The following is a 22,057-nucleotide window of genomic DNA, read 5'->3' as shown; positions in this document are numbered from 1 at the left end:
TCACCTCACCAGCGCGACCACGACGGCCAGCAGGACGAGCCAGACCGCGGCCTGGGCGAAGTAGGTGTGCACCTGCCCCGTCTGCGGTCTTCTGGCCAGCCGGGCGAGCCGGGCGGCTCCCGTCCCGACGTCGCGCACGAGACCGTCGACCCCCGCCTCCGCCCGTCTTCTCACCAGCCCGGCCACCGCCGTCCCGGCCCTCGGGACACTTCTGACCACACCGTCGAGCACCTGGTCGTCGAAGCGCGCCAGCGACCGCGCCAGCGCCATGACCGGACGCCACACCAGGACGGTCGCGGCCCGTTCGAGCCCCAGCCAGTCACGCAGGAGAGGCGGGGCCTGCGGTGCGCGGCGGCGCGGCACGAGCGGCACGGCGACCGTGACGGCGACCGCGAGGAGCCCGGCCACGATCAGCCCGCCGCCGCCGGGACCGGGCTCCCCGTCCGCCCCGAGCAACCGCCGCCAGGCGTCGAAGACCGGCGGCAGCCCGACGGCGCCGAACACCGCCGCGACCAGGGCGAGCACCGGCAGCGGCAGTCGTTCGAGGCGGCGGAACCGCCCGGTGCCCGGCTGCTCGGAACCCTCGCGCGTCTCCGCGTCCGCTGGACGCCACACCGCGTCCACCGCCTTGGCGGCGTAGGCGGCGGCCAGCAGGGCGGCGGCCAGCGAGACGAGGTACAGCGCCGGTGACCGTTCCGCGACCACGGACAGAATCGACTCCTTCGTGACCCACAGCGACAGCGGCGGCACCCCGCCGAGAGCCAGGGCGCCGACCCCGAACGTCACCCCGACGAGCCGGTCGCGCCGGGCCGCGCCGTGCAGCTCCCGCAGATCCTTGGTGCCCAGCGCCGTCAGCCACGCGCCCGCGCACAGGAACAGCAGGCTCTTGACCGCGGCGTGCGCGACCAGGTGGGCGGTCCCGCCCGCCAGGGCGCCCGTGCCCGCCGCCAGGACCATGAAGCCGAGCTGGGCACAGGTCGAGGCGGCCAGCAACTGCTTCAGGTCACGCTGGGCGAGGGCGACCGCGCCGAGCAGCAGCGCCGTCAGTGCCCCCGCCCAGGCCACGACCTGGGCGGCCCAGCCCGTCGCGGCGAGCAGCGGCTGCACGCGGAGCAGCAGATAGGCCCCGGCGGCGACCATGGTGGCCGAGTGGAGCAGCGCCGAGACCGGGCTCGGTCCCGCCATGGCGTGTGACAGCCAGAACGACAGCGGCAGCTGGGCCGACTTGCCCAGTGCGGCGATGACGATCCCGGCGGCGACCAGGTCCCGCCACGGCCGCGCGCCCTCCGCGAGCCCGGCCAGCTCCAGTGACCCGGTCCCGGCGAGGGCGCAGCCCGCGGCGGCGTACAGACCGGTGTCCCCGGCGCGCGTCGTGACGAAGGCGATGCCCGCCGACCTCACCCTCGCGTCCTCACGCCACCGGAAGCCGATCAGCGCGTACGACATGGCGCCCATGACCTCCCAGCCCATCAGCAGCAGGGCCAGGTCGGTCGCGGTGACGGTGACCAGCATGGCGGCCGTGAACAGCAGCATCAGCCCGAAGAAGCGGGACCCGGCCCGCCGTACCTCCCCGGTGTCTCCCGCGGCGAAGACGAGTACGGCCAGCGCGACGGCGGAGACGGTGACGACCAGCACCGCGGACAGCCCGTCGACCGCCGCTCCCGCCCGCAGCCCGGCGAACAGCGCCGTCGTCGCGGCGGGCCGGGTCAGCGCGGCGAGCACCGCCAGGGCGAGGGTGACAGCCGCGACCGAGACGGCGACCACGGGCGCCGCCCCGTCGGTACGGCCGCCCGCCCGGACGCCCCGGAGCAGGAGCAGGACGCCGGTCACGCCGGGCAGGCCGGGAAGCAGCCACAGGAGAGCGCTCATCCTCGCAGGTCCCCGGCCTCGTCGGTCATGTCGATCTCGCGCGCCCTGAAGATGGCCGTCGTGACGGCGAACCCCATGGCCATCTCCAGCGCCATGACGGTCACCGCGACCAGCACCAGGACCTGGCCGTCCGCGACCGCGGGGGCCACGTGGTACCAGAGGGCCCCGGCCGCAGCGACCAGGCCGTTGATCATGAGTTCGAGGCCCATCATCAGCATGACGATCGACTGCTGGGACAGCACGCCGTAGAGGCCGACGGCGAACAGCGCGCAGGCGAGCAGCAGGAAGGCGTGAAGTCCCACTCAGCGGTCCTCCCCGGCGCGGCGTCGCGGGTCCGTCGACAGCACGACCGTGGAGACCATCGTGGCGAGGATGGCCACGCCGACGATCATCATCACGAGCATCTTCGGCCCCATGATCGACAGGCCGAGCGCGTGCGTCGGATCGGCGGGTGGCCGGCCCTCGCGGGCGGGCCAGCGGAGGAGGAACACCCCGGACGCGAGCAGGGCGAAGACGGTTCCCGCGATGAGCGCGGCCCAGCGGTTGTTGTGCACCATCCTCATGGGCACGAGCCCCGCGGGGTTCATCATGTACATGATCATGAAGACGGCCATGACGAGCATCTCCATGACCATCATGAGAATGACCACGAAGCCGAGATACTCCAGGTCGATCAGCAGGAGGGCCAGGCCGACGGCCACCAGCGACGCCAGCAGCGCGAACGTCGCCCGCGCCATCGAGTCGACGGCGAACACCGCGACGCCGCCCGCCACCGCGACCACGGCGAGCACCCAGAACGCGGCGGACGCCCAGAACGCGGCGGGCGGGGCCGTCACAACACCACGATCGCGACGACGAGCAGTTGGAGCAGCGCCGCGGGGATCAGCACCAGCCACGACAGCCACATGAAGCGGTCCATCCGCACCGTGGGCAGTCCGTACCCGATCCACACCAGCAGGGCGAGCACCGCGACCGTCTTGAGCGAGGTCCACAGCCACGGCGGCAGCACCGGCCCGGCCCCGCCGCCGAGGAAGAGAGGTACGGCCGCCGCCGCGACGACCGCCAGCAGCGTGTAGCGCCCCGCCTGGAAGACCAGCCGGTCGGGCCCGGACAGCTCGGCCCGCACACCCCCCGCGATGTCCGGGGCGACGGGGCCGTCCATCGGCCCCCAGAAGGCCATCGCCACGGCCGAGACGAGGTAGACCGCCAGGGCGACCGGCATCCACACGGCGAACCACAGCCCCCGCTGCGCCGCGACCACGTCGCCGACACGCAGGGAGCCCGCTCCCAGCGCCGCGGTGATCAGGGCGAACATGTGCGGGAGCTCGTACGCCACCCCCTGGGCCACGAACCGGTAGCCGCCGACCAGCGGATAGACCGAGTTGACGCCCCACCCCGTCAGCCAGAGCGCGCCCCAGGCACAGACCTCCATGGCGTTGAACCACACGACGCCCGCCGCCAGGTCGGCGACCGGCCTGTCCCCGAGCGGCAGCACGACACCCGCCAGCACCGCGACCAGGAGGAGACCGTAGACCCCGGTCCGTACCAGCAGGGTGTCGGCCAGGAGGGTACGCCGCCGCTGCTGGACCAGCAGCCGCGCCACCTCCCTGAACGGGTCTGCGGCACCCCCGCGCCGGGGACCTGCCACCAGGACCCCGTCGAGGACGGCCGCGCCCAGCGCCAGCGCGCCGAGCGCCCCGAGCAGGGCGACCGGTGTCCACGCCGCCGCCTCACGCATCGGGAACCTCACGGACGTCTCTCCCCGGCACCGAGTGGTTCCCGGGCGTCTCACGCGTGGAGAGCCCGGGGGTTCGTCTCCCCGGCACCGCCTCACCCATGGGAGGCCTCGCGGGCGGGCCGTACCTGGTCCAGGTCGGGGTCGAGGCCCGCGACGATCAGCCGCGCCACCGCCAGCTCCGTCCCGGTGACCAGCGCGGGAAGTACGGCCAGCAGCTCCTCGGACGGCCTTTCGTCCACGGGCCCCCGGGGCCCCTCGCTGTCGCCCAGCGGTGACCGGTCGCCCAGGTCCTCCAGCGCGGCGCCCGTCTCGTCGAGCCAGCGGTCCAGGCTGGCCGCCACATCGCCGGGCACGGGCACCGCCCGCCCAGGTGCGGGCCGAGCCGTTCCCAGGTCGCGCAGCATCCAGCCAAGCAGTCGTGAGCGCCGTACCCGGCGGGCGAACCCGGTGAAGTCCCGGGAGACCTCCGCGCCGGCCCGTCCCCGTGAAAGCCCCTCGTGAGGGCGTTCCCACAGGAGACGGTCACGCAGCCGCCGTGACTCCGCCGCCGCCCCCCGCCATCCCGCGACCGACAGCAGCCGCCCGAGGCTGTCCAGGTGTGAGGCCGCCCTGCGGCGGGCGGCCTCACCTCGTGGCACGTGCCGCCCTTCGAGCGCCGCCAGCCAGGGGGCGTCCCAGAAGCGTTCCTCGCCGAGCCCGGCCGCGACCTCGACCCGGGCTCGCTGGATCACGTCGCCTTGCAGGACCGTCTCCACGACGAGCCCCGCGGGCCAGTCGACGAGCACCGGCCCCAGCGGGACGTGCAGCCGGTCGAGGGCCAGACCGTCGCGATCCGGCCCTCTCCGGGCCATCGGCACCCCGCCCGGATCCCCCATGCGATGCCCATGCCCCCCGCTGTGCCCTTCGCCGTGCCCTTCGCCGTGCCCTTCGCTGTGTCCCTCGTCGTGTTCTCCGCCGTGCCCACCGTCCTGTCCCTCGCTGTCCGGGTGGGGGAGCGGGGCGGGGGCGTTCGCGCGCCCGGCCGCGTCGAGATGCTGTGACCTCGCGTCGGCCAGGCGGCCGACCGCGTCGTCCAGCGCGGTGGCCACCCGCCCGGGACGCGGGTCTCCGCGCAGCTCGACCAGCGCCCTGGGAACCGGAGTCTCGGTCCAGACCACCTGAACCGCCCTGGTCAGGGCGTCGGCGGGGGTGCCGCACACCACGAGCAGATCGGCACCCGCGGGGGAGCGGGCGTCGCGCCAGCCCCGCCGGGACAGCTCGGCCTCGGTGAGCAGCCGCAGGCGGGTCCCGTGCGGAGCGGTGACGACGATCGGACGGGGACGGGCGGCGGCGTGCCGGGTGAGCCAGGCGCTCAGGCCCATCGCAACGCCCCCTCCCGCCAGGCGTAGACGACCCCGGCCATCAGCAGCCCGAGGAAGGCGAACATCTCGACCACGGCGCTGACGCCGACCTCGGCGACGACCACGGCCCACGGGTACATGAAGACCATCTCCATGTCGAAGGCGAGAAACAGCAGCGTGACGGTGTACCACCGCACGTGGAAGCGGGACAGGGCATGTTCCCTCGGCCGCGCGCCCGACAGGAACGGCCCGGCCTCAAGCGTCCCCGGCGGCGCGAGAAGGAGTGAGGCCGTGTAGACGGCGAGCACTCCGGCGGTGAGTGCGCCCAGCAGACCGAGAACGACGGTCCAGGGTTCCATGGATCTCTCCCAACGAACTTACTAAGATCCGTAGTTCCCTGTGACGTACCGGCCAACCGTAACGGCTTTCGCCATCACTTCCACCTTTTGGACAGCGGGTGAGGCTGGTTCAAGGGACTGCCATCTCTCCTATTGAAGATAGTAAATATCGGCGTTTCCGGCTTGGCGGTCCCGCCGGGGATGCTCCCGGTGGCGTTGCCGGGCATTGCTCGTCATCTGCACATACTCTGCTCGTAGATGATTGATTTCCGCTGAAACGGTGCAGCAATCGGCGAACCTACAGACAATCGCCGAGCGGCGACCTGGTATGTACCAGCTGTGTGGATTGGCGTCGTGCGTTGCGAAACCGATACCAACCGGTATAGACCAGGCTGATTCAGCGACTTACTCTGGTCCGAACCACGGAAAGCCCGGAGCTTCGCGGCCCACAGGCCCCCAACGGCTCCCTTGTGAGAAAACCCATCCCGCCGGGCAACCCCCGGCGGCCCCCAGCTGGTACGGACCGGCTTCGATCGTCTGACAATCAAGGTGGTATTTCACGTGAACAAGAGGCTTGTCGGCGCGCTCACGCTCGGCCTGTCCGCCGCGCTGGTCATGACCGGCTGCGGCTCCACGCAGAACAACAACGCCGGTGGCGGCGACAAGGCCGCTGGGGGCGGCGACGTGACGCTGAAGCTGGTCGCCGCCGACTACGGTGACGGCCCCACCGCGGACAACAGTGGTGAGAAGTTCTGGAAGGGCGTCGTCGAGGGGTTCCAGACGGCCAACCCGGGCATCAAGGTCGACGTCCAGGTCATCAACTGGAACGACATCGACAAGCAGGTCGCCACCATGGTCCAGAACGGCCAGGTGCCCGACATCCTGCAGACCGGCGACTACTCCGGTTTCGTCAAGGACAACCTGCTGTACAAGACCGACGAGATCCTGTCGCCGAACACCTCGGCCGACCTGCTGCCGAAGTTCGCCGACTTCGGCAAGGTCGACGGCGTCGGTTACGGCATTCCGTTCGTCTCCTCCGCGCGCGCCCTGTTCTACAACAAGGACCTGTTCACCAAGGCCGGGATCACCGAGGCGCCCAAGACCTGGGACGAGGTCAAGGCGGCGGCGGAGAAGCTGAAGAAGTCCGGGGTCAGCCAGCCGTTCGGCCTCCCGCTGGGCAACGAGGAGGCCCAGGCCGAGTCGTTCCTGTGGTTCATGGGCAACGGCGGCGGCTACAAGGACTCCTCGGGCGCGTGGGCGGTCGACTCCGCGGCCAACGTCGAGGCGCTCCAGTACGTCAAGGGCCTGGTCGACGCCGGCCTCACCACCCCCAACCCCGGGACCAAGAACCGCAAGGACGTCTGGGCGGACTTCGCCGCGGGCAAGGTCGGCATGGTCAACGGCGGCCCCATGTCCATCCCGATCTTCGAGAAGGGCGGCCTGACCAACTTCGGCGTGGCCCCGATCGCGGGCAAGACCGGGCCGCTCGACACCACCCTCGGCGTCGAGGACTGGATCATGGCGTTCAACAAGAACGGCCACCAGGAGCAGATCAAGAAGTTCTTCGACTACTTCTACTCCAGCGACGCGGCTCAGAAGATCAGCGACACCTACAAGCTGCTCCCGGTGACGAAGTCGGGCATCGAGAAGCTGTCGTCCGACGAGAAGCTCAAGCCGTTCCTGGACGCGCTGCCGAACGCGACGTTCTACCCGTTCCAGGACCCCAAGTGGTCCGAGGTGAACACCCAGATCAAGCAGACCATCGGTGGCGCCGTCAGCGGTGACCCGAAGGCCGTTCTCGGTGCGATCCAGAAGGTCGCGACCGCCAGCTGACCCTCGGCCCTCAAGGACGGCGTGCCTCCCGGAACCGTCCGCCGTGCACCGGCTGCCTGCCTTCGCCGCGCAGCCGGTGCGCGCTCACTGTGCGCTCACCGTGCCGTTCACCGTGCCGTTCACCGTGCCGTTCACTGTGCGCCGGGAGCGCGCGCCGTACCGTCGTCCATCCGAAAGCAGGACTCATGCAGCAAACATCCGCGCGGGGCGGGGCGGTGCGCGCGCTCGCCCCGCTGGCCTGGGTCGGCCCCGCAGTGGTGCTGATCGGCGTGGTGGTCGTCTGGCCCGTCGTGGTGATGGTCCAGTCGTCCTTCCTGAAGATCAGCCGGTTCGGCGTCGTCCAGGGGGGCAACGGGACAGGCAACTACACCAAGCTGTTCGGGGAACCCGACTTCGGCGGGGTCATGGCCAGAAGCCTGGTGTGGGTGGTCGCGGTGGTCGCCCTGACCGTGCTCATCTCCCTGGCACTGGCCCAGCTGTTCAACCAGCGTTTCCCCGGCCGCCGCTTCGCCCGCTGGGCGCTGATCGCGCCGTGGGCCGCCTCGGTCCTGATGACGTCGATCATCTTCAAGTGGATGCTCGACCCGGAGGTCGGCCTGATCAACATGCTGAGGCGCGACCTGGGGCTGCTGGAGGCCCTCGGCGGCGCGGACGCCGACCCGCTCGGCAACGCGGCCAGCGCGATGCCGTGGCTCGTCTTCGTTGCGGTCTTCGTCTCGGTACCGTTCACCACCTACGCGCTTCTGGCGGGGCTGTCGGCGATCCCGGCCGACGTCTACGAGGCCGCCAAGATCGACGGAGCCTCCAAGCTCCGGACCTACTGGTCGATCACGCTGCCGCTGCTGCGGCCCGCGCTCATGGTCGCGGCGCTCATCAACGTGATGAACGTCTTCAACAGCTTCCCGATCATCTGGGCCATGACCCACGGGCAGCCCGGCTACTCGACGGCGACCTCGACCATCTTCATGTACATCCTCAAGGGCTCCGACATCGGTGAGTCGGCGGCCATGTCCGTCGTCAACTTCGGCATGGTGATCGTCCTGACGATCGTCTTCCTGAAGGTCAGCAAGTGGAGGACGGCACCCGCATGACCCTCACGCAGAACGCTCCCTCCGTGGCCCCGAAGACCACGAGCCCCGTCGTGGCGTCCCGCGCGCTCCCTTCGGTCAAGACCGTGGTCATCGCGGCGAGCGCCTACCTGATCGCCTTCGTCTTCCTCTTCCCCTACCTGGTGATGGTCCTCACCGCGCTCCGCCCCCAGAAGGAGCTGCGCCAGGCGACCTACCTGCCGGGGACGTTCGAGTGGTCGAACTTCGCGAACTTCTGGACCGGGGGGCTGGCCCAGAACCTGGGCGTCACCCTGCAGGTCGCCGCAGGGTCGACCGTGCTGGTGCTGCTGGTCGCGCTGCCCGCGGCCTACTACACCGCGCGTCACGACTTCCGGGGCCGTACCGCGTTCATGATCCTGGTGCTGATCACCCAGATGTTCCAGCCGACCGCGATGCTGGTCGGCATCTACCGCGAGTTCTACCAGTTCGGGCTCGTCGACTCGATCTGGTCGCTGATCCTGGTCAACGGCGGCTTCAACCTCGCCTTCGCGGTGTGGATCCTCAACGCGTACTTCTCCTCCATCCCGCGCGAGCTGGAGGAGGCCGCGTTCATCGACGGCAACGGCCGTTTCGGCGCGCTGTTCAGGGTCACGCTCCCGCTGGCGATGCCCGGCGTGGTGACCGCCCTGATCTTCACCTTCATCGCGGCGTGGAACGAGTTCGTGGTCGCTCTCACCCTGACCACCTCCCCGGGGAACCAGCCGCTCACGGTCGCCCTGAACTCCTTCATCGGCCAGTACCAGGTGGACTGGCAGAACCTGTTCGCGGGCTCGGTCATCGCCACCATCCCGGTCATCATCCTGTTCGCGCTGATCGAACGGAAGGTCGTCGGCGGTCTCACCGCCGGCTCCATCAAGTGATCTCCGCCGCGGTCCCGGCGGGCCGCGAGCGCCACCGGTGAGCGGGCGTCCCGGGTCCCCGGTGTGAGGCAAGTCCCGCGTGCCGGTCGGGGTCCGGCGCGCGGGCAGGTCCCGTCCGCGCAACCCGGGGACCAAAGGCCGACAAAACCAGGGCCCGACACGCAGGCACCCCCGCGTCGACTCCCGTTCCCGCGGGAAAGGTGTCCACACTGAAGACACCTGTTGACGCCGCAGATCTCCGGGACGCCGGAGCCGGGCACTCAACGGGGCCCGGCGGATGTCACGGGGGTGGCCGCGGTGGCGACGAGCCGGGGCGGGGCGGGGAACGCGACGGAGCCGGAAGGCGACCGCGGGCCGGGCAGGTTGTCCAGATGGCTGCTTGAGGGGGCCGCTCCCAGGAAGACCGCGCCCCCGGCCGCGCGCGCGGGCCATCCCTGGTGGCGCGTCATGTGCCTGACGGGGGTCGACTACTTCTCCACCCTGGGTTACCAGCCGGGAATCGCCTTCCTGGCGGCGGGCGCCCTGTCGCCGGTGGCCACACTGGTCCTGGTCGCGGTGACGTTGCTGGGCGCGCTGCCGGTCTATCGCCGCGTCGCCGAGGAGAGCCCGCACGGGCAGGGATCGATCGCCCTGCTGCAGCGGTACCTGCCCCGGTGGCGAGGCAAGCTCCTGGTGCTGGTCCTGCTCGGGTTCCTGGCGACCGACTTCATCATCACCATCACCCTGTCGGCCGCGGACGCGACCGCCCACGTCATCGAGAACCCCCTGGCCCCCCACTTCCTGAGAGGCCACAGGATCGGGGTGACGCTGTCGCTCATCCTCCTGCTCGGCGTCGTCTTCCTGCGCGGCTTCGGCGAGGCCATCGGCATCGCGGTCGGCCTGGTCGGCGTGTATCTGGCGCTCAACCTGGTCGTCCTGGCGACGGCGGTCCGGCACCTGCTCCTCGTACCCGGACACGTGGCCTCCTGGAAGGCCGTGCTGGCCGCGCAGTACTCCAGCCCGCTGGTCATGATCGCCATGGCGTTGCTCGTCTTTCCCAAACTCGCGCTGGGACTGTCGGGCTTCGAGACCGGCGTCGCCGTGATGCCCCTGGTCGAGGGCGCGCCCGGCGACGATCCCGAGCGTCCGGAGGGCCGGATCCGCAACACCCGGCGCCTGCTCACCGCCGCCGCGTCGATCATGAGCGTCCTGCTCATCGTCAGCAGCCTCACCACCACCCTGCTCATCCCTGCGAGGGAGTTCGAGCCGGGCGGCCCCGCCAACGGCCGCGCCCTGGCCTACCTCGCCCACGCCTACCTCGGCCCCGCCTTCGGCACCGCGTACGACCTCAGCACAATCGTGATCCTGTGGTTCGCGGGCGCGTCGGCCATGGCAGGCCTGCTGACGGTCGTCCCACGCTACCTGCCCCGGTACGGCATGGCGCCGCAGTGGGCCTCGGCGACGCGCCCCCTCGTCCTCGTCTTCACCGCGGTCGCGTTCGTCATCACGATCATCTTCAGGGCCGACGTCGACGCGCAGGGAGGCGCGTACGCCACGGGCGTCCTGGTCGTCATCCTCTCCGCCGCGCTCGCCGTCACCCTGTCCGCCCACCGCAGGGGCGACCGCCGGGCGGCGGCCAGGTTCGGTGTGATCACCCTGCTGTTCGTCTACACCACGGTCGCCAACGTCTTCGAGCGCCCGGAGGGAATCAAGATCGCCTCCTTCTTCATCGCGGCGATCATTGTCACGTCCTTCGTCTCGCGGGCCACCCGCTCTCTCGAACTCCGGGTGGACGCGGTGATCCTCGACCCACGGGCCCGCTCGTTCGTCGAAGAGGCCGCCGCGTCGGGACAGCTCCTCCTGATCGCCAGCAACCCCGACCCCCGAGATCACCTGGGCTACCGGGAGAAGGAACGGCGGGCGCGCGAACTGCACCATCTGCCCGGCGACATGCCGGTGCTCTTCCTGAAGGTGACGGTGACCGACGCCTCGGAGTTCAGCAGCACGCTCATGGTCAGGGGCGAGGAGCACGAGGGCCGTCGTGTCCTCGCCGTCCAGAGTCCCTCGGTCCCCAACGCGATCGCCGCCCTGCTGCTGTACGCGCGTGACCAGACGGGGCGCACTCCGCAGATCTTCTTCCACTGGGCCGAGGGCAACCCGGTGATCGCCATGCTCCGCTACCTCCTTCTCGGCGAAGGCGACGTCCCCCCGCTGACCCGCGAGATCCTCAGGCAGGCCGAACCCAGGGCGGGCCACCGGCCGCGGGTCCACGTCGGCTGAAAACCGGGCAGGGAAAGGCGCAGTGATGATCGGCACGTCCGTCGTGGGGTAGCAGGTCGTTGGGGGCGGGAGGACGGCCCCGCGAGCCCGCCGTGCACGCGGGCCGTACCGTGCCGCCCGCGACGGCGCGTGAACGAGCGGAGGTCGCGGTCATGAAGCAGCGAGCCGAGAGACAGGGGCACCCGGGGGAGCCGAGGCTTCCTGCGGCGTGCGCGGTCGTGGTCGCCTGCGCGCTGTACGCGGCGTTGCCCAGCAAGCTCATCGTCGGCCCCCGGTTCGTGGTGCCCGTGCTCGAGATGCTGCTGTTCGTTCCCCTGGTGGCGGTCAACCCGCGACGCATGGTCAGGCAGAACCGGCTGCTGCGGCGGATGTCCATCGCGCTCGTGCTCGTCATCGCGGTGACCAACACGGTGGCGCTGGTCCTGGTCCTCCACGGGCTGTTCACCGGGCAGGCGGGCGAGGGCAAACAGCTGCTGCTGGCCGCGGGCCAGGTGTGGCTCACCAACATCATCATCTTCGGGCTGGCCTTCTGGGAGCTCGACCGGGGCGGGCCCGTCCACCGCACTCAGGCGCGGGGGAGGGACCTGCCCGTGGCGGACTTCCGCTTCCCCCAGGACGAGGACCACGACGCCATCGCCGAGGTCGCCGCGCGCTCGTCGTGGAAGTCGGGCTGGACACCCGGCTTCGTCGACTACCTGTACGTCTCGATCACGAACTCCTCCGCCTTCAGCCCAACCGACACCATGCCGCTGTCGGTCCGGGCCAAGCTCCTCATGGCCACGGAGTCGGTTTCGGCGCTCGTGCTGTCGGTTCTCGTCATCTCCCGCGGGGTCAGCCTGTTGAAGTGACGGCTCGTCCGGTGTGGTGCGGAGTGTCTTGTCCCTTTCATGAGACTTGTGTTTTGTTCACCATTTGTTCAGGAGAGCGTTCCCGTGGAGTTTTGGGCATCGGATCTACGGGATGTGGAAGGGTAGTAACTTCGACGCATGCGACTGGGTGTTCTAGACATTGGTTCCAATACGGTTCATCTGCTGGTGATGGACGCGCACCGGGGCGCTCGGCCGCTGCCCGCGTACTCCCACAAGGTGGAGCTGAGGCTCGCCGAGCACATGGACGACGGCGACCGCCTCTCCGAGGAGGGGGCGGCGCGGCTGCGCGAGCACGTCGAGGAGGCCCTGCGCCTCGCCGAGGACAAGGGTGTCGAGGACCTCATGGCGTTCGCGACCTCGGCGGTCAGGGAGGCGGTCAACGGCGAGGAGGTGCTCGGCAGGCTCAACGCGGAAACCGACGTGGACATCCAGGTGCTCTCGGGGCAGGACGAGGCGAGGCTGACGTTCCTGGCCGTGCGGCGCTGGTTCGGGTGGTCGTCGGGACGGCTGCTGGTGCTGGACATCGGCGGAGGATCCCTGGAGATCGCCTCGGGCATCGACGAGCAGCCGGACGTGGCGGTCTCGCTGCCGCTCGGGGCGGGCAGGCTCACCCGCGACTGCTTCACCGCCGACCCGCCTCCCGCGCAGGAGGTCCGGGCGCTGCGCAGGCACGTGCGGGCGGAGATCGCCCGCATGGTCGGCGACGTGGCCAGGTACGGCCGGGCGGACCACGCGGTCGCGACGTCCAAGACGTTCAGGCAGCTCGCGAGGATAACCGGGGCGGCTCCCTCGAACGAGGGGAACGCGATCCGCCGGGTGCTCAGGCACGCCGACCTGGTCGAGTGGACCGACAGGCTGGCCAGGATGGATGTGAGCGAGCGGGCGGAGCTGCCCGGCGTTTCCGAGGGGCGGGCGCCGCAGTTGCCCGCGGGGGCGATCGTCGCGGACGCCACGATGGACCTGTTCGGCGTCGGGGAGCTGGAAGTGTGCCCGTGGGCGCTGCGGGAGGGCGTCATCCTGCGCAGACTGGACTCGATGCCCGAAAGGTAAGGTTTACCGACTCTTTGATCGGTAAGAGCGCTTTGACATGAACAGCGCTCAGGTGGAAGGCGCCGCGCGCAGAGCGGCGAACAGTCGGACCCTGGAGAGACTGGCCCGTCTCGGGCTCGCCTGTCGTGGCGTCCTCTACGGGCTTATCGGCTTCCTGGCCCTGCAGATCGCGTTCGGCGGCGGGAGCGGGGGCAAGGAGGCCGACAAGACCGGCGCGATCGAAACGGTGGCCGAGCAGCCGTTCGGCACCGTGCTGCTCTGGCTGATGGTTGTCGGCTTCGCCGCCCTCACCCTCTGGCAGCTCTCCGAGGCGGTCCTCGGCCGTGGCGAGGTCAAGGACCGGGTCGAGGCGGGCGCGCGCACGGTCGTCTACGCGCTGGTCGTGGCGACGCTGCTGAGCCTGCTGCTGCGCGGTGACGCGGGCAGTTCGACCGACGAGAACTCCAGGGACCTCACCGCCAGGGCGATGGACCTGCCCGGCGGCCAGTTCCTGGTCGGCCTGGCCGGGCTCGGGGTGATCGCTCTGGGCGCCTACTGGATCCACAGCGGGTGGAGGAAAAGGTTCCTTGAGGACCTGCGCACCGGTGAGATGCCCCAGCGGGCGCGGCAGCTCGCCGAGAAGCTGGGCATGGCCGGATACCTCGCCCGCGGCGTGATCGCGGTGGCCGCCGGGATCTTCGTCGTCCAGGCCGCGATCACCTACGACCCCGACAAGGCTCGGGGTATCGACTCGACGCTGCGCGCGCTGGCCGGGACGCCGGTCGGACCGTGGCTTCTCGGGGTGGTCGCGGTAGGCCTGCTGCTGTTCGCCGCGTACTGTTTCTTCCAGGCGCGCTGGCATCGGCTGTGACAGGCCGAGCCGTACGGGGCTGATGGTGCGGCCACGCAGCTCGCGGCCATTTTGGCAAGCCCGACCTATCTATCTGGTAAGCCATCCCATTCATACTTTTTCGAGACATCTCCCTTCCCGAGCCCCGCGTCCTTCCAAGGGCGCGAACAGCATCGGGAGGGGCCATATGGACTCGTCGGAGTACGACGGCGGCGAACGGGTTCTCCACCTGGAGGGGTCTCCCGACCAGGTGGCGAGGGCCAGACGGCTGATCTCGACGGCTCTGGGCAGAGACCACCCCCTCCACGACGACTGCGTGCTGCTCACCAGTGAGATCGCCACCAACGCGGTGATCCACTCCCGGTCGGGGGACGGTGGCATGTTCACCGTCACCGTGACCTACTCGGCGGGCGGGGTGCGGGTCTCCGTCCAGGACGAGGGCTCCTCCGAGGCCCCCTGCGTGTGCCACACCCCCGCCGACGCCACGGGGGGCCGCGGCCTGCCGCTGCTCGAGGCGCTGGCGCACAGCTGGGGTTTCGTGCGGGAGGCGGGGACCAACCGGGTCTGGTTCGAGCTGATCCTCGAACCGGCCGGGGTGTCCAGGGGCAGGCTGGCCACCGTCAGATGAACCGTCAGATGAACAGCCAGGTGAACGGCCGGACGGATGGCCGGGCGAACCCGTGGGCGGACCCTCAGGCGCCGGGGGAGACCAGGAGCCTGTCGAGCACGCGCACGCCGAACTCCAGGCCCTCGACGGGGACACGCTCGTCGACCCCGTGGAACATGCCGAAGTAGTCCAGGTCGGGGGTGAGCCGCAGCGGCGCGAAGCCGTAGCCCCTGATGCCGAGCCCGGCGAAGGACTTGGCGTCCGTGCCGCCCGACATCACGTACGGCACCGGCCGCGCGCCCTCGTCCTCGGCGACGATCGCCGCGCAGAGCCGCCCGAAGAAGGGCGAGTCCAGCGGCGCGGAGGGCGCGTCCTCGATGTTGACGAACTCGCGGGTGATCTTCGGCCCGAGCAGGCGGTCGACCGTCTCCAGGAACTCCTCCCGATGGCCGGGCAGGAACCGGCCGTCCACGTGGGCGGTCGCGGTGCCGGGGATCACGTTGACCTTGTAACCCGCCTGGAGCATCGTCGGATTGGCCGAGTTGCGGATCTGCGCCGCGAACAGGGCGCCCGCCCGGCCGAGCCGCTCGGCCTCCTGCTCCAGGCGGTCGCGGTCGATGCGCTCGCCCAGGATGTCCTCCAGGCTCGTGATCAGGGCGGCCACGCCGGGCGTCAGCCGTACCGGCCAGCGGTGCGCGGCGAGCCTGGACAGGGCGTGGCACAGCTCGGCGACCGCGTTGTCGGCGGGAGGGCGGGAACCGTGGCCCGCGACGCCGTGGGCGGTGAGCCTCATCCACGCGGTGCCGCGCTCGCCGACCGCGATCGGATAGACGCGTGCTCCCGGCACCTCGACGCTGTAGCCGCCCGACTCGCTGATCGCCTCGGTGCAGCCGTCGAACAACTCCCTGTGCCGCCGCACCGCGTGCCGCGCGCCGTACTCGCCGGTGGCCTCCTCGTCGGCGAGGAAGGCCAGCACCACGTCCCGGGCGGGCCGCACGCCGCGCCTGGCCCAGTCGCGGACCAGGGCGAGCGTCATGGACAGCGTCCCCTTCATGTCGACCGCGCCCCTGCCCCAGACACAGCCGCCGGTGATCTCCCCGGAGAACGGGTGGACCCGCCAGTCGGCCGGTTCCGCGGGGACCACGTCCAGGTGGCCGTGGATCAGCAGGGCCTCGGGTGAGTCTCCGGGGATCCTGGCGACGACGCTGGTGCGGCGTTTCGCCGACTCGAAGACCACGGGCTCGACGCCCGCTTCGGCCAGCAGCCCGGCCACGTACTCGGCCGCGGGCCGCTCGCCGGAGCCCGGATTGGTGGTGTCGAACCTGATCAGGTCCGAGCAGATCGACGAGACCTCGTCACCCATGGAAGAACGCCCCCCGAAGACGATTGATCACCGATGCATACCCGACCGGGATCGAGTACGGCACCGCGACACGCCGGAGAGGAGGCGGGACGTCGGACGAGCACGCGGCGAACCCGGACACCCCCGTGCGGCCCCGGGCGGAAACGGCCGTCCCATGAGCCGGGACACGGAGAAAGCGTCGGTGCGGGATCCACGCAGAAGCCCGGAGCCTGTCGTCTGGGTTCACAACGGTCACGGTCGCCCTCCGCGTGCTCGTTCGGTCGCCGGAGAAGACAGGAGATCCGGTAAGGCGGGCCGCAACGACGGAAACCGCCGGGGTGGCGGCGCGGTCACCTCCTGCCGATCCGGTGAATTATCACACCTCCGACCGCGACGGCCGCCACCCCTGCGATCACAGCCAGCCCTCCCTTCTTAAGACCGGGCTCCCGGGGCGGGCGGGGCGAATATCCGGGCCCGGACACGCTCGCCCCCTGAACGTTGACGACGGGAGGCGCCGACGACTTCATGTACTCTTCGTCGATCATTCTGCGAAGCTCATATATCTTCCTGCCCTCACTTTTGGCGTAGCTCAATCGCATCTCACGATTCTCGGCCCAGAAGTCCCGTGCGATCTGACTGGTGAAAAAATCGTTCGCCACGGCACCCCGAATCGCCTCCAGCGAGCCGTACCCCATGCTGTAGTTGGACTCCCAGAAAGAGATGATCATGTTGATGTATGTATTTTTCCTGTTTCGGTCACCGTCGCGTTTCGAAGGATTTCCCCAGCACTCCATGAGCCGGTCGTCCTGAAGGGCCCACCCGAGCAGATCGTTGTGCATCTGACGGAACGACTGGATGCGGTTGACCCTGCTGTCTCTGGCCTGATAGGCGAGAGATGTGGTGACTCCGATCAACGCAAGGCCTGATATGAGGGCGGAGACCGCCCCGTAGGTCTCGCCGACACTGGACAGAACCGGCCAGTCCACGCCGATTAGTCTTTCGATCTCTTCCATGGCCAGGGGGGAGATCAGGATACTGAGTGCGAAGACGGCCCCTGTGGTAAGCAGAATCGCCCAAACGGAAATGCCGGATCCAAGCCCTCTGCGGAGGCTGGCCAGTCGAATTCTGGACTTCCCGCCGGCGGCCATGAAATCTCCCATCGGTCATGATAATTAGTGCGCCGTTCCTCTGTTCGGAATGTTTATCACCAATTCTCTGTGGAATCCAGTAAATATTTCATCTTGGGGCCGAGGGGTCGGGAGTGAGACGGCCCGCGGCCCCGATCAGCCGGCTGTCCCCTGCCTGCCGCGCTGAGAACACCGGAAAGACGGGGACGGCAGAAGTCCAGGTTCCAGGAGAACTCCGGCGGACCGCTGGGGGACATCGCGGCGCGCTTCCACCTCAGACGGGAAGGGCGGCGCGTGATCGCCCTCGGCCTGACCGGTGTCCCGTCGGCACAGGCCGACTCCGGATGAACGACATCTTCTGTCAGGACGGCAAGGGCGTGGAGGAAGGCGACCCATTCGGCGTCGTCGAAGAACAGCGCCGGATCCGCATCGCCGGGCTGGTGGCGGCTGTCGTCGAGCCGTTCGAGGAACTGTCGAAGACCGAGCGGGGACGCATGCTGTGCCACCTGCTGGCCCGTACGGCGCTGCCCGCGGGGCGGGTCCCGAACGTCTCGCCGTGGTTCGGCGGCGCCCCGTTCGAGGTCATGCTGGGGCGCGCGGCGGGCCTGACCGCGCCCTCTCCTCGGGACAACTCCTGACCGGCCTGGCCGAGACGGGCGTCCTGGTCGCGGGGTAGCCGATCGACGGCTCTTACGCCGGGGCGCCCCGCGCGGCTGTTCGGCCGTGGCGGCGGGAGGAGTGATCGATTCACGTGCTGTTGGCCGAGACGATACCGATTGGATGATCACTCGCCACAAAGATGATCAAAGAATTGACATCGAGTGATCTTCGTTGTGAAGACCTCCGGGCTCGGACCGATCGGTGTGCGCCGCGCGCTCGTTCGATCCGTTCTCGCCACTACTCGGCACAAAAGGAGTGACAGCATGCGCCGATTACAGTCGATCATGACCATCTTGGGTGTGGCGCTCGTCCTTGCCCTGACCGGTGCTCCGTCGGCACAGGCCGACCCCGGCCCATCGAACACTGAAGGCACCGTATCCCCCGCCATCATCGGAGGGGTGGAGGCGACGCGTGCCTACTCGTTCATGGTTTCGATCCAGGACGCGGAGACGCATTTCTGCGGCGGCAGCCTCATCTCGCCGTCGTGGGTCGTCACCGCGTTGCACTGCGTCGTCAACCACACCCCCGAAGAGCTCAAACTGCGGATCGGCTCTCTGCGCTGGCAGACCGGCGGGCAGGAACGGGGAGTCGACCAGATCGTCCTGTACCCGGGTGGCGCACCGGAGGCGCATGATCTGGCGCTGCTCAAGCTCGACCAGGTGGTGTTCAACGCACCGGTCCGGATCGGCACCCGCCCGGCCGAGGGAGGCCCGACCAGGCTCATCGGCTGGGGATGCACGGTCCCGTGGCAGTCGTTCTGCAACCCGCCCGACGTGCTCCAGCGACTCGACTCGGCGGTCCGGCCCGCGAGCGCCTGCGACAACCCCGGCAACCCGATCGACCCGGCCACCGAGATCTGCACCGGCAACCCGGACACCCAGGCGGGACCCTGCCGCGGTGACTCCGGCGGGCCGCTGCTGGTGCCGAGTTTCGGCACCTGGCGGCTGATCGGCGCGTTCAGCCGGATGAACGACATCTTCTGCCGGGACGGCAAGGGCGTCTACACCGACGTGGCCGCCCACCGCACCTGGATCGAGAGCGTCACAGGCCTGCTGCCCTGATGCCGTGACCACATACCTTCACCGGGTCAGTGCTGTTCTCGGTACGGCGAGCGCCGGCATGGGCGTGTCCGTCACCCCCGAACGGCGCACGACCCGGTGAAGGTTCCCGGTCATGGCACTGAGGCCTGTCCGACGGTTCGATTCAGGTGGTGACGTGCTGGGGCGACAGCGCGCCGGCGAGTTCACGCCAGTAGGGCATCGCCGTCTGGCCTGGCTCGACTCCGATCACCTGCACGGCGACGTGGTCGGCGCCGGCCGTGATGTGGGTGTGGAGTTTGCCGACGATGGTGTCCAGGTCGCCCCAGAACACCAGGTCGTCGACGAGGCGGTCGCTGCCGCCGCCGCCGATCTCCTCCTCCGTGTAGCCCAGCCGCCGGAACTTCGCCACGTTGTACGGAGTGTTCAGATAGGGATTCAGGTGCTCGCGCGCGATGGCGCGGGCCTTGCCGGGGTCGGACTCGAACAGCACCGGATGTTCGACGGCCAGGAACGCGTCCGGGCCAAGGATGTCCCGTGCCTGGGCGGTGTGCGCCACATTGACGTGGTAGGTCTGGGCGCCTGCGGTGCGGTCGCGAGCCAGTTCGAGCATCTTGGGCCCGTAGGCGGCCAAGATGCGACGCACCGCGGCCTTGGGTGCGGGATTGACCGTCTCGAGCTGGTCCATCTCGTCCAGGTAGGTGCGCATGGCCGTCAATGGGGTGATCCCGGGGTGTGGTTCTCCGCCGAATCCCAGCCCGAGCACGTGTCGATCGGGATAGGCGTCGGCCAGCAGCAGGGCGGCGCCGTAGGTCCATCTGGCCCCGCGCGACCAGATCTGCGCGATGCCGTTGACGATGTGCATCCGCTCGGTGGAAGACAGCAGATAACCGGCGTGCGTGAGCGCCTCACGCCCGAGAAGTTCGGGTATCCAGAACGCCCGCCACCCCTGCTCCTCCAGTTCCTGGATCGACTCGCGCATCTGCGCGGCCGGCTGGTACTCGAAGTCGAAGGTGTAGATCCCGAACGTCCCCAGGCCGATGCCGTCTATGCCGCCCATGAAACTTCTCCTCACGTCTACCGACAATCAGACATATAGAAATATCGTAAAATCACGATATGACACAAGTTGGAAGCGTCGTGGCTGATCACCGCCAGCTCTACAGCGTGAGCCCGAGCGTGGCGACAAACTGAGCGATGCGCTGCTCATCGCGCTTGTAGTGAGTCCACTTGCCCACACGTGTGGCCCGCACCAAACCTGCCCGCTGCAGTTCGGCCAGGTAGGCCGACACGGTCGACTGCGCCAGCCCCACCTTGGCCTGGATGTGGGTCACGCACACCCCCACCTCCACCGGGTCGGCGATCGCCCCCTCCAGTGCGAAGTGACGCTCCGGCTCCCGCAACCACGACAGCAGCCGCAACCGCGTCGGGTTCGCCAGCGCCCGCAACGCCTCGAACAGCTCAGAGTCGGTCATGAGTGGAGGCTCTCCCATAGATGCGATCGTAGGTGGTCATCGACGGATCGAAGTAATCCGATGTGAGGTCTATGTGAGCCGGCTCCGGCGACCGTGGCGGCGAGAAGATCCATGAAACAGGCCCTGGATCCCTCGTGGTGGGATCCAGGGCCTGAAGGGTGCCGTCAGTGATCGAACTCGTGGGCTTTGACGCCGTTGAGGAAGGCGGCCCATTCACTGTCGTTGAAGAAGAGCACGGGGCCGTGGGGATCCTTGCTGTCGCGGAGGGCGAGGGTGGCGTCCTGCTTGTGGGCGGGGCGCTGGACGGGGTGCTCCAACTCGGCGACCTCGACGCAGTCACCGCCGTTGTTCCCGCTGAGGCTGGACTTCCGCCATTTCAGGTTGCTCAGGTCCATCGCTCTTCCGCCGTTCTCTTGATGAGGTCTATGGACATGCTCTGCGGCAGTGCCTCCGTGCGAATGGCCTCGAACAGCCGCACGGCCTTCGTAACCTCCGCTGGGTCGCCGGTCGTCAGGCCGCGAATCGCCGTTTCGAAATATGCCATGTCCGTTCCGCTCTCCGAGGTGGCGATGGCGAATCCGGCCAGGAGTCCGAAACGGACGACGGACATCGGCACCACCTGAATGCTAATCATGGAGTCGGCCACCGACACTAGCTTTTGCAGCTGGTCGTGCATGACCTTTTTGCCGCCGACAGGACGGTGCAGGACCGCCTCGTCGATGAGGCAGCGCAGCGTCGGGGATGGAGGGTCCTCGCGGGTGAGAACGCCCTGTCGCTGCATCCTCGCTGTTACGGCCTGCTCGTCGTCGCCCAGCAGGGCGCGGGCATAGTCCTCGCTCTGGAGCAGGCCGGGGACGACCAGGGGCTGGTAGGTGCGCAAGGCCACGGCGGCCTGCTCCTTCTCGTGCCAGGTGCCGAACCACGAGGGGAACACCTGGCCTTTCCTCCAGTCGAGCAGTCGAAGGAGTAGGCCGCCCGTGTCGAGGGCGGTGTCGGCGGCGCGGGCGAAGTCGGGGCTCGCGGGGAGCTGACCTGTCTCCACGCCGCTCACCAGGCTCTCGCTGAAGTGGACCCTCGCCGCGAACTGCGCCTGGGTGAGCCCGGCGATCCGCCGGTGGTGGCGCAGCTCCCTGCCCCATATGGCCTGTGGCGCGTTTGGATCTCCCATCTTGCCCTCTCCTGCCGGAATTCAATGCGGGGGGACCGGCCGCCAAATTCCCTCGTGGTAGCCGTTTGCCTACTTAGCGTAGCGGCTCCACGGCATTCTGGCACGGGGACGGAGTGAAAAAAGGAGCGGCCCATGGCAATCGACACCGACCTGAAGACGGCGCTCACGGTGAGGCAACTCCTCGCCACGGAGAATCCGATTTCCGTACTGGGCGAGAAAACGATTCCGTACAAACCGGAATGCGTCGCGAGCACCCGCAGATTCGTGCGGGACATCGCCTGCGACTGGGGAGTTCCCGGGGAAATCCGAGAGGTCGCGGAATTGCTGACCTCGGAATTGGTCACGAACGCGATCGTGCACGGCCGGGGTTACCGTGACGAGCTCACCGTCCACGTCGCCGTGCACCGCGAGGACAGGATCATCAGACTTCCTTGAGTGTGGAGACCCCTGCCTTCAGGCAGGGGAGGAAACACGGCATATCACCACGAAATCGAACACAAGTTCGATTTTTGGCGAGTCGTGTGGTAGAAGGTGGGGCATGGCGCGG

Annotated in this window: 24 protein-coding genes; 11 read left to right on the top strand and 13 right to left on the bottom strand. The window is 69.1% G+C overall.

All coding sequences use genetic code 11. The features are described 5' to 3' along the window. The 6 genes from AB0395_RS38505 to AB0395_RS38480 form a co-directional block, all read right to left on the bottom strand. Positions 1–1,869 (bottom strand): proton-conducting transporter membrane subunit, encoded by a 1,869-nt coding sequence (locus tag AB0395_RS38505; RefSeq protein WP_366290026.1) that lies wholly within the window; start codon positions 1,867–1,869, stop codon positions 1–3. Then, a complete protein-coding gene (locus tag AB0395_RS38500) occupies positions 1,866–2,171 on the bottom strand; it encodes an NADH-quinone oxidoreductase subunit K (RefSeq protein WP_366290024.1) in 306 nt (101 codons plus the stop codon). The genes AB0395_RS38505 and AB0395_RS38500 overlap by 4 nt, the downstream gene beginning before the upstream one ends. After that, on the bottom strand, positions 2,172–2,705 hold the full coding sequence (locus AB0395_RS38495) for an NADH-quinone oxidoreductase subunit J (RefSeq protein WP_366290022.1): 534 nt from the start codon (positions 2,703–2,705) through the stop codon (positions 2,172–2,174). It lies immediately after the preceding gene. Next, positions 2,702–3,619, bottom strand: coding sequence for a complex I subunit 1 family protein (locus tag AB0395_RS38490; protein WP_366290019.1), 918 nt, complete (start codon positions 3,617–3,619; stop codon positions 2,702–2,704). Before AB0395_RS38490 ends, AB0395_RS38495 begins: the two co-directional genes overlap by 4 nt. Before the next feature lie 80 nt (positions 3,620–3,699). Next, entirely contained in the window at positions 3,700–4,968 is a 1,269-nt protein-coding gene (locus tag AB0395_RS38485) for a hypothetical protein (protein WP_366290017.1), read from the bottom strand. Further along, a complete protein-coding gene (locus AB0395_RS38480; protein WP_366290015.1) occupies positions 4,959–5,306 on the bottom strand; it encodes an NADH-quinone oxidoreductase subunit A in 348 nt (115 codons plus the stop codon). Before AB0395_RS38480 ends, AB0395_RS38485 begins: the two co-directional genes overlap by 10 nt. Before the next feature lie 540 nt (positions 5,307–5,846). On the opposite strand from AB0395_RS38480, the gene AB0395_RS38475 reads away from it, so the two are divergent. Beyond that, on the top strand, positions 5,847–7,118 hold the full coding sequence (locus AB0395_RS38475; protein ID WP_366290013.1) for an extracellular solute-binding protein: 1,272 nt from the start codon (positions 5,847–5,849) through the stop codon (positions 7,116–7,118). A gap of 10 nt (positions 7,119–7,128) precedes the next feature. Here the strand turns inward: AB0395_RS38475 and AB0395_RS38470 are convergent, their stop codons facing one another. Further along, complete coding sequence (locus tag AB0395_RS38470; protein ID WP_366290010.1) at positions 7,129–7,305, bottom strand: hypothetical protein; 177 nt, start codon at positions 7,303–7,305, stop codon at positions 7,129–7,131. Here AB0395_RS38470 and AB0395_RS38465 point away from each other — a divergent pair. The 7 genes from AB0395_RS38465 to AB0395_RS38435 all read left to right on the top strand — a co-directional run bounded on the left by AB0395_RS38465 (position 7,304) and on the right by AB0395_RS38435 (position 14,722). Next, entirely contained in the window at positions 7,304–8,209 is a 906-nt protein-coding gene (locus AB0395_RS38465; RefSeq protein WP_366290007.1) for a sugar ABC transporter permease, read from the top strand. The genes AB0395_RS38470 and AB0395_RS38465 overlap by 2 nt on opposite strands. Next, positions 8,206–9,087, top strand: coding sequence for a carbohydrate ABC transporter permease (locus AB0395_RS38460; RefSeq protein WP_366290004.1), 882 nt, complete (start codon positions 8,206–8,208; stop codon positions 9,085–9,087). The genes AB0395_RS38465 and AB0395_RS38460 overlap by 4 nt, the downstream gene beginning before the upstream one ends. Positions 9,088–9,384: 297 nt before the next feature. Further along, positions 9,385–11,346 (top strand): amino acid transporter, encoded by a 1,962-nt coding sequence (locus AB0395_RS38455; RefSeq protein ID WP_366290002.1) that lies wholly within the window; start codon positions 9,385–9,387, stop codon positions 11,344–11,346. Positions 11,347–11,498: 152 nt separating this feature from the next. Further along, positions 11,499–12,194, top strand: coding sequence for a hypothetical protein (locus AB0395_RS38450; RefSeq protein ID WP_366290000.1), 696 nt, complete (start codon positions 11,499–11,501; stop codon positions 12,192–12,194). A gap of 138 nt (positions 12,195–12,332) precedes the next feature. Continuing rightward, positions 12,333–13,265 (top strand): Ppx/GppA phosphatase family protein, encoded by a 933-nt coding sequence (locus AB0395_RS38445; RefSeq protein WP_366289997.1) that lies wholly within the window; start codon positions 12,333–12,335, stop codon positions 13,263–13,265. A 37-nt stretch (positions 13,266–13,302) separates the two neighbouring features. Next, positions 13,303–14,115, top strand: a complete 813-nt coding sequence (locus AB0395_RS38440; RefSeq protein ID WP_366289994.1) for a DUF1206 domain-containing protein — start codon at positions 13,303–13,305, stop codon at positions 14,113–14,115. Between the two features lie 166 nt (positions 14,116–14,281). Beyond that, on the top strand, positions 14,282–14,722 hold the full coding sequence (locus AB0395_RS38435) for an ATP-binding protein (protein ID WP_366289991.1): 441 nt from the start codon (positions 14,282–14,284) through the stop codon (positions 14,720–14,722). Positions 14,723–14,786: 64 nt separating this feature from the next. Here the strand turns inward: AB0395_RS38435 and AB0395_RS38430 are convergent, their stop codons facing one another. Both AB0395_RS38430 and AB0395_RS38425 read right to left on the bottom strand, forming a co-directional pair. After that, positions 14,787–16,064 (bottom strand): M20/M25/M40 family metallo-hydrolase, encoded by a 1,278-nt coding sequence (locus AB0395_RS38430; protein WP_366289988.1) that lies wholly within the window; start codon positions 16,062–16,064, stop codon positions 14,787–14,789. Positions 16,065–16,393: 329 nt separating this feature from the next. Continuing rightward, positions 16,394–17,203, bottom strand: coding sequence for a DUF6082 family protein (locus tag AB0395_RS38425; RefSeq protein WP_366289985.1), 810 nt, complete (start codon positions 17,201–17,203; stop codon positions 16,394–16,396). Positions 17,204–17,514: 311 nt separating this feature from the next. On the opposite strand from AB0395_RS38425, the gene AB0395_RS38420 reads away from it, so the two are divergent. Continuing rightward, entirely contained in the window at positions 17,515–17,808 is a 294-nt protein-coding gene (locus tag AB0395_RS38420; protein WP_366289982.1) for a hypothetical protein, read from the top strand. A 285-nt stretch (positions 17,809–18,093) separates the two neighbouring features. Continuing rightward, positions 18,094–18,891, top strand: a complete 798-nt coding sequence (locus tag AB0395_RS38415) for a serine protease (protein WP_366289979.1) — start codon at positions 18,094–18,096, stop codon at positions 18,889–18,891. 142 nt (positions 18,892–19,033) lie between these two features. On the opposite strand, the gene AB0395_RS38410 is transcribed toward AB0395_RS38415, so the two are convergent. The 4 genes from AB0395_RS38410 to AB0395_RS38395 form a co-directional block, all read right to left on the bottom strand. Beyond that, positions 19,034–19,927, bottom strand: coding sequence for a TIGR03620 family F420-dependent LLM class oxidoreductase (locus tag AB0395_RS38410; RefSeq protein WP_366289976.1), 894 nt, complete (start codon positions 19,925–19,927; stop codon positions 19,034–19,036). 100 nt (positions 19,928–20,027) lie between these two features. Further along, the gene (locus tag AB0395_RS38405; protein WP_366289973.1) at positions 20,028–20,360 is read right to left on the bottom strand and encodes a metalloregulator ArsR/SmtB family transcription factor; all 333 of its coding nucleotides are present in this window, start codon (positions 20,358–20,360) and stop codon (positions 20,028–20,030) included. 146 nt (positions 20,361–20,506) lie between these two features. Further along, on the bottom strand, positions 20,507–20,737 hold the full coding sequence (locus AB0395_RS38400) for a DUF397 domain-containing protein (protein WP_366289970.1): 231 nt from the start codon (positions 20,735–20,737) through the stop codon (positions 20,507–20,509). Next, positions 20,728–21,510, bottom strand: a complete 783-nt coding sequence (locus AB0395_RS38395; protein ID WP_366289967.1) for a helix-turn-helix transcriptional regulator — start codon at positions 21,508–21,510, stop codon at positions 20,728–20,730. The genes AB0395_RS38400 and AB0395_RS38395 overlap by 10 nt, the downstream gene beginning before the upstream one ends. 132 nt (positions 21,511–21,642) lie before the next feature. On the opposite strand from AB0395_RS38395, the gene AB0395_RS38390 reads away from it, so the two are divergent. Continuing rightward, a complete protein-coding gene (locus AB0395_RS38390; protein WP_366289964.1) occupies positions 21,643–21,945 on the top strand; it encodes an ATP-binding protein in 303 nt (100 codons plus the stop codon). Positions 21,946–22,057 lie beyond the last annotated feature (112 nt).

Origin of the sequence: Streptosporangium sp. NPDC051023 (assembly GCF_040689595.1) — a bacterium.
In the GTDB taxonomy this organism is placed as follows: Bacteria; Actinomycetota; Actinomycetes; order Streptosporangiales; family Streptosporangiaceae; genus Streptosporangium.
Note: the sequence above shows the minus strand (reverse complement) of the source record. Positions and strands in the feature narration are given on the sequence as shown.

Coding starts and splice junctions, on each gene's coding strand:
- AB0395_RS38470 (WP_366290010.1), bottom strand. CDS start 7,305: ATGAGTCCTGCTTTCGGATGGACGACGGTACGGCGCGCGCTCCCGGCG.
- AB0395_RS38390 (WP_366289964.1), top strand. CDS start 21,643: ATGGCAATCGACACCGACCTGAAGACGGCGCTCACGGTGAGGCAACTC.
- AB0395_RS38430 (WP_366289988.1), bottom strand. CDS start 16,064: ATGGGTGACGAGGTCTCGTCGATCTGCTCGGACCTGATCAGGTTCGAC.
- AB0395_RS38415 (WP_366289979.1), top strand. CDS start 18,094: ATGCGCCGATTACAGTCGATCATGACCATCTTGGGTGTGGCGCTCGTC.
- AB0395_RS38400 (WP_366289970.1), bottom strand. CDS start 20,737: ATGGACCTGAGCAACCTGAAATGGCGGAAGTCCAGCCTCAGCGGGAAC.
- AB0395_RS38420 (WP_366289982.1), top strand. CDS start 17,515: ATGAACGACATCTTCTGTCAGGACGGCAAGGGCGTGGAGGAAGGCGAC.
- AB0395_RS38450 (WP_366290000.1), top strand. CDS start 11,499: ATGAAGCAGCGAGCCGAGAGACAGGGGCACCCGGGGGAGCCGAGGCTT.
- AB0395_RS38485 (WP_366290017.1), bottom strand. CDS start 4,968: ATGGGCCTGAGCGCCTGGCTCACCCGGCACGCCGCCGCCCGTCCCCGT.
- AB0395_RS38435 (WP_366289991.1), top strand. CDS start 14,282: ATGGACTCGTCGGAGTACGACGGCGGCGAACGGGTTCTCCACCTGGAG.
- AB0395_RS38425 (WP_366289985.1), bottom strand. CDS start 17,203: ATGGGAGATTTCATGGCCGCCGGCGGGAAGTCCAGAATTCGACTGGCC.
- AB0395_RS38480 (WP_366290015.1), bottom strand. CDS start 5,306: ATGGAACCCTGGACCGTCGTTCTCGGTCTGCTGGGCGCACTCACCGCC.
- AB0395_RS38505 (WP_366290026.1), bottom strand. CDS start 1,869: ATGAGCGCTCTCCTGTGGCTGCTTCCCGGCCTGCCCGGCGTGACCGGC.
- AB0395_RS38460 (WP_366290004.1), top strand. CDS start 8,206: ATGACCCTCACGCAGAACGCTCCCTCCGTGGCCCCGAAGACCACGAGC.
- AB0395_RS38410 (WP_366289976.1), bottom strand. CDS start 19,927: ATGGGCGGCATAGACGGCATCGGCCTGGGGACGTTCGGGATCTACACC.
- AB0395_RS38465 (WP_366290007.1), top strand. CDS start 7,304: ATGCAGCAAACATCCGCGCGGGGCGGGGCGGTGCGCGCGCTCGCCCCG.
- AB0395_RS38445 (WP_366289997.1), top strand. CDS start 12,333: ATGCGACTGGGTGTTCTAGACATTGGTTCCAATACGGTTCATCTGCTG.
- AB0395_RS38405 (WP_366289973.1), bottom strand. CDS start 20,360: ATGGGAGAGCCTCCACTCATGACCGACTCTGAGCTGTTCGAGGCGTTG.
- AB0395_RS38395 (WP_366289967.1), bottom strand. CDS start 21,510: ATGGGAGATCCAAACGCGCCACAGGCCATATGGGGCAGGGAGCTGCGC.
- AB0395_RS38440 (WP_366289994.1), top strand. CDS start 13,303: ATGAACAGCGCTCAGGTGGAAGGCGCCGCGCGCAGAGCGGCGAACAGT.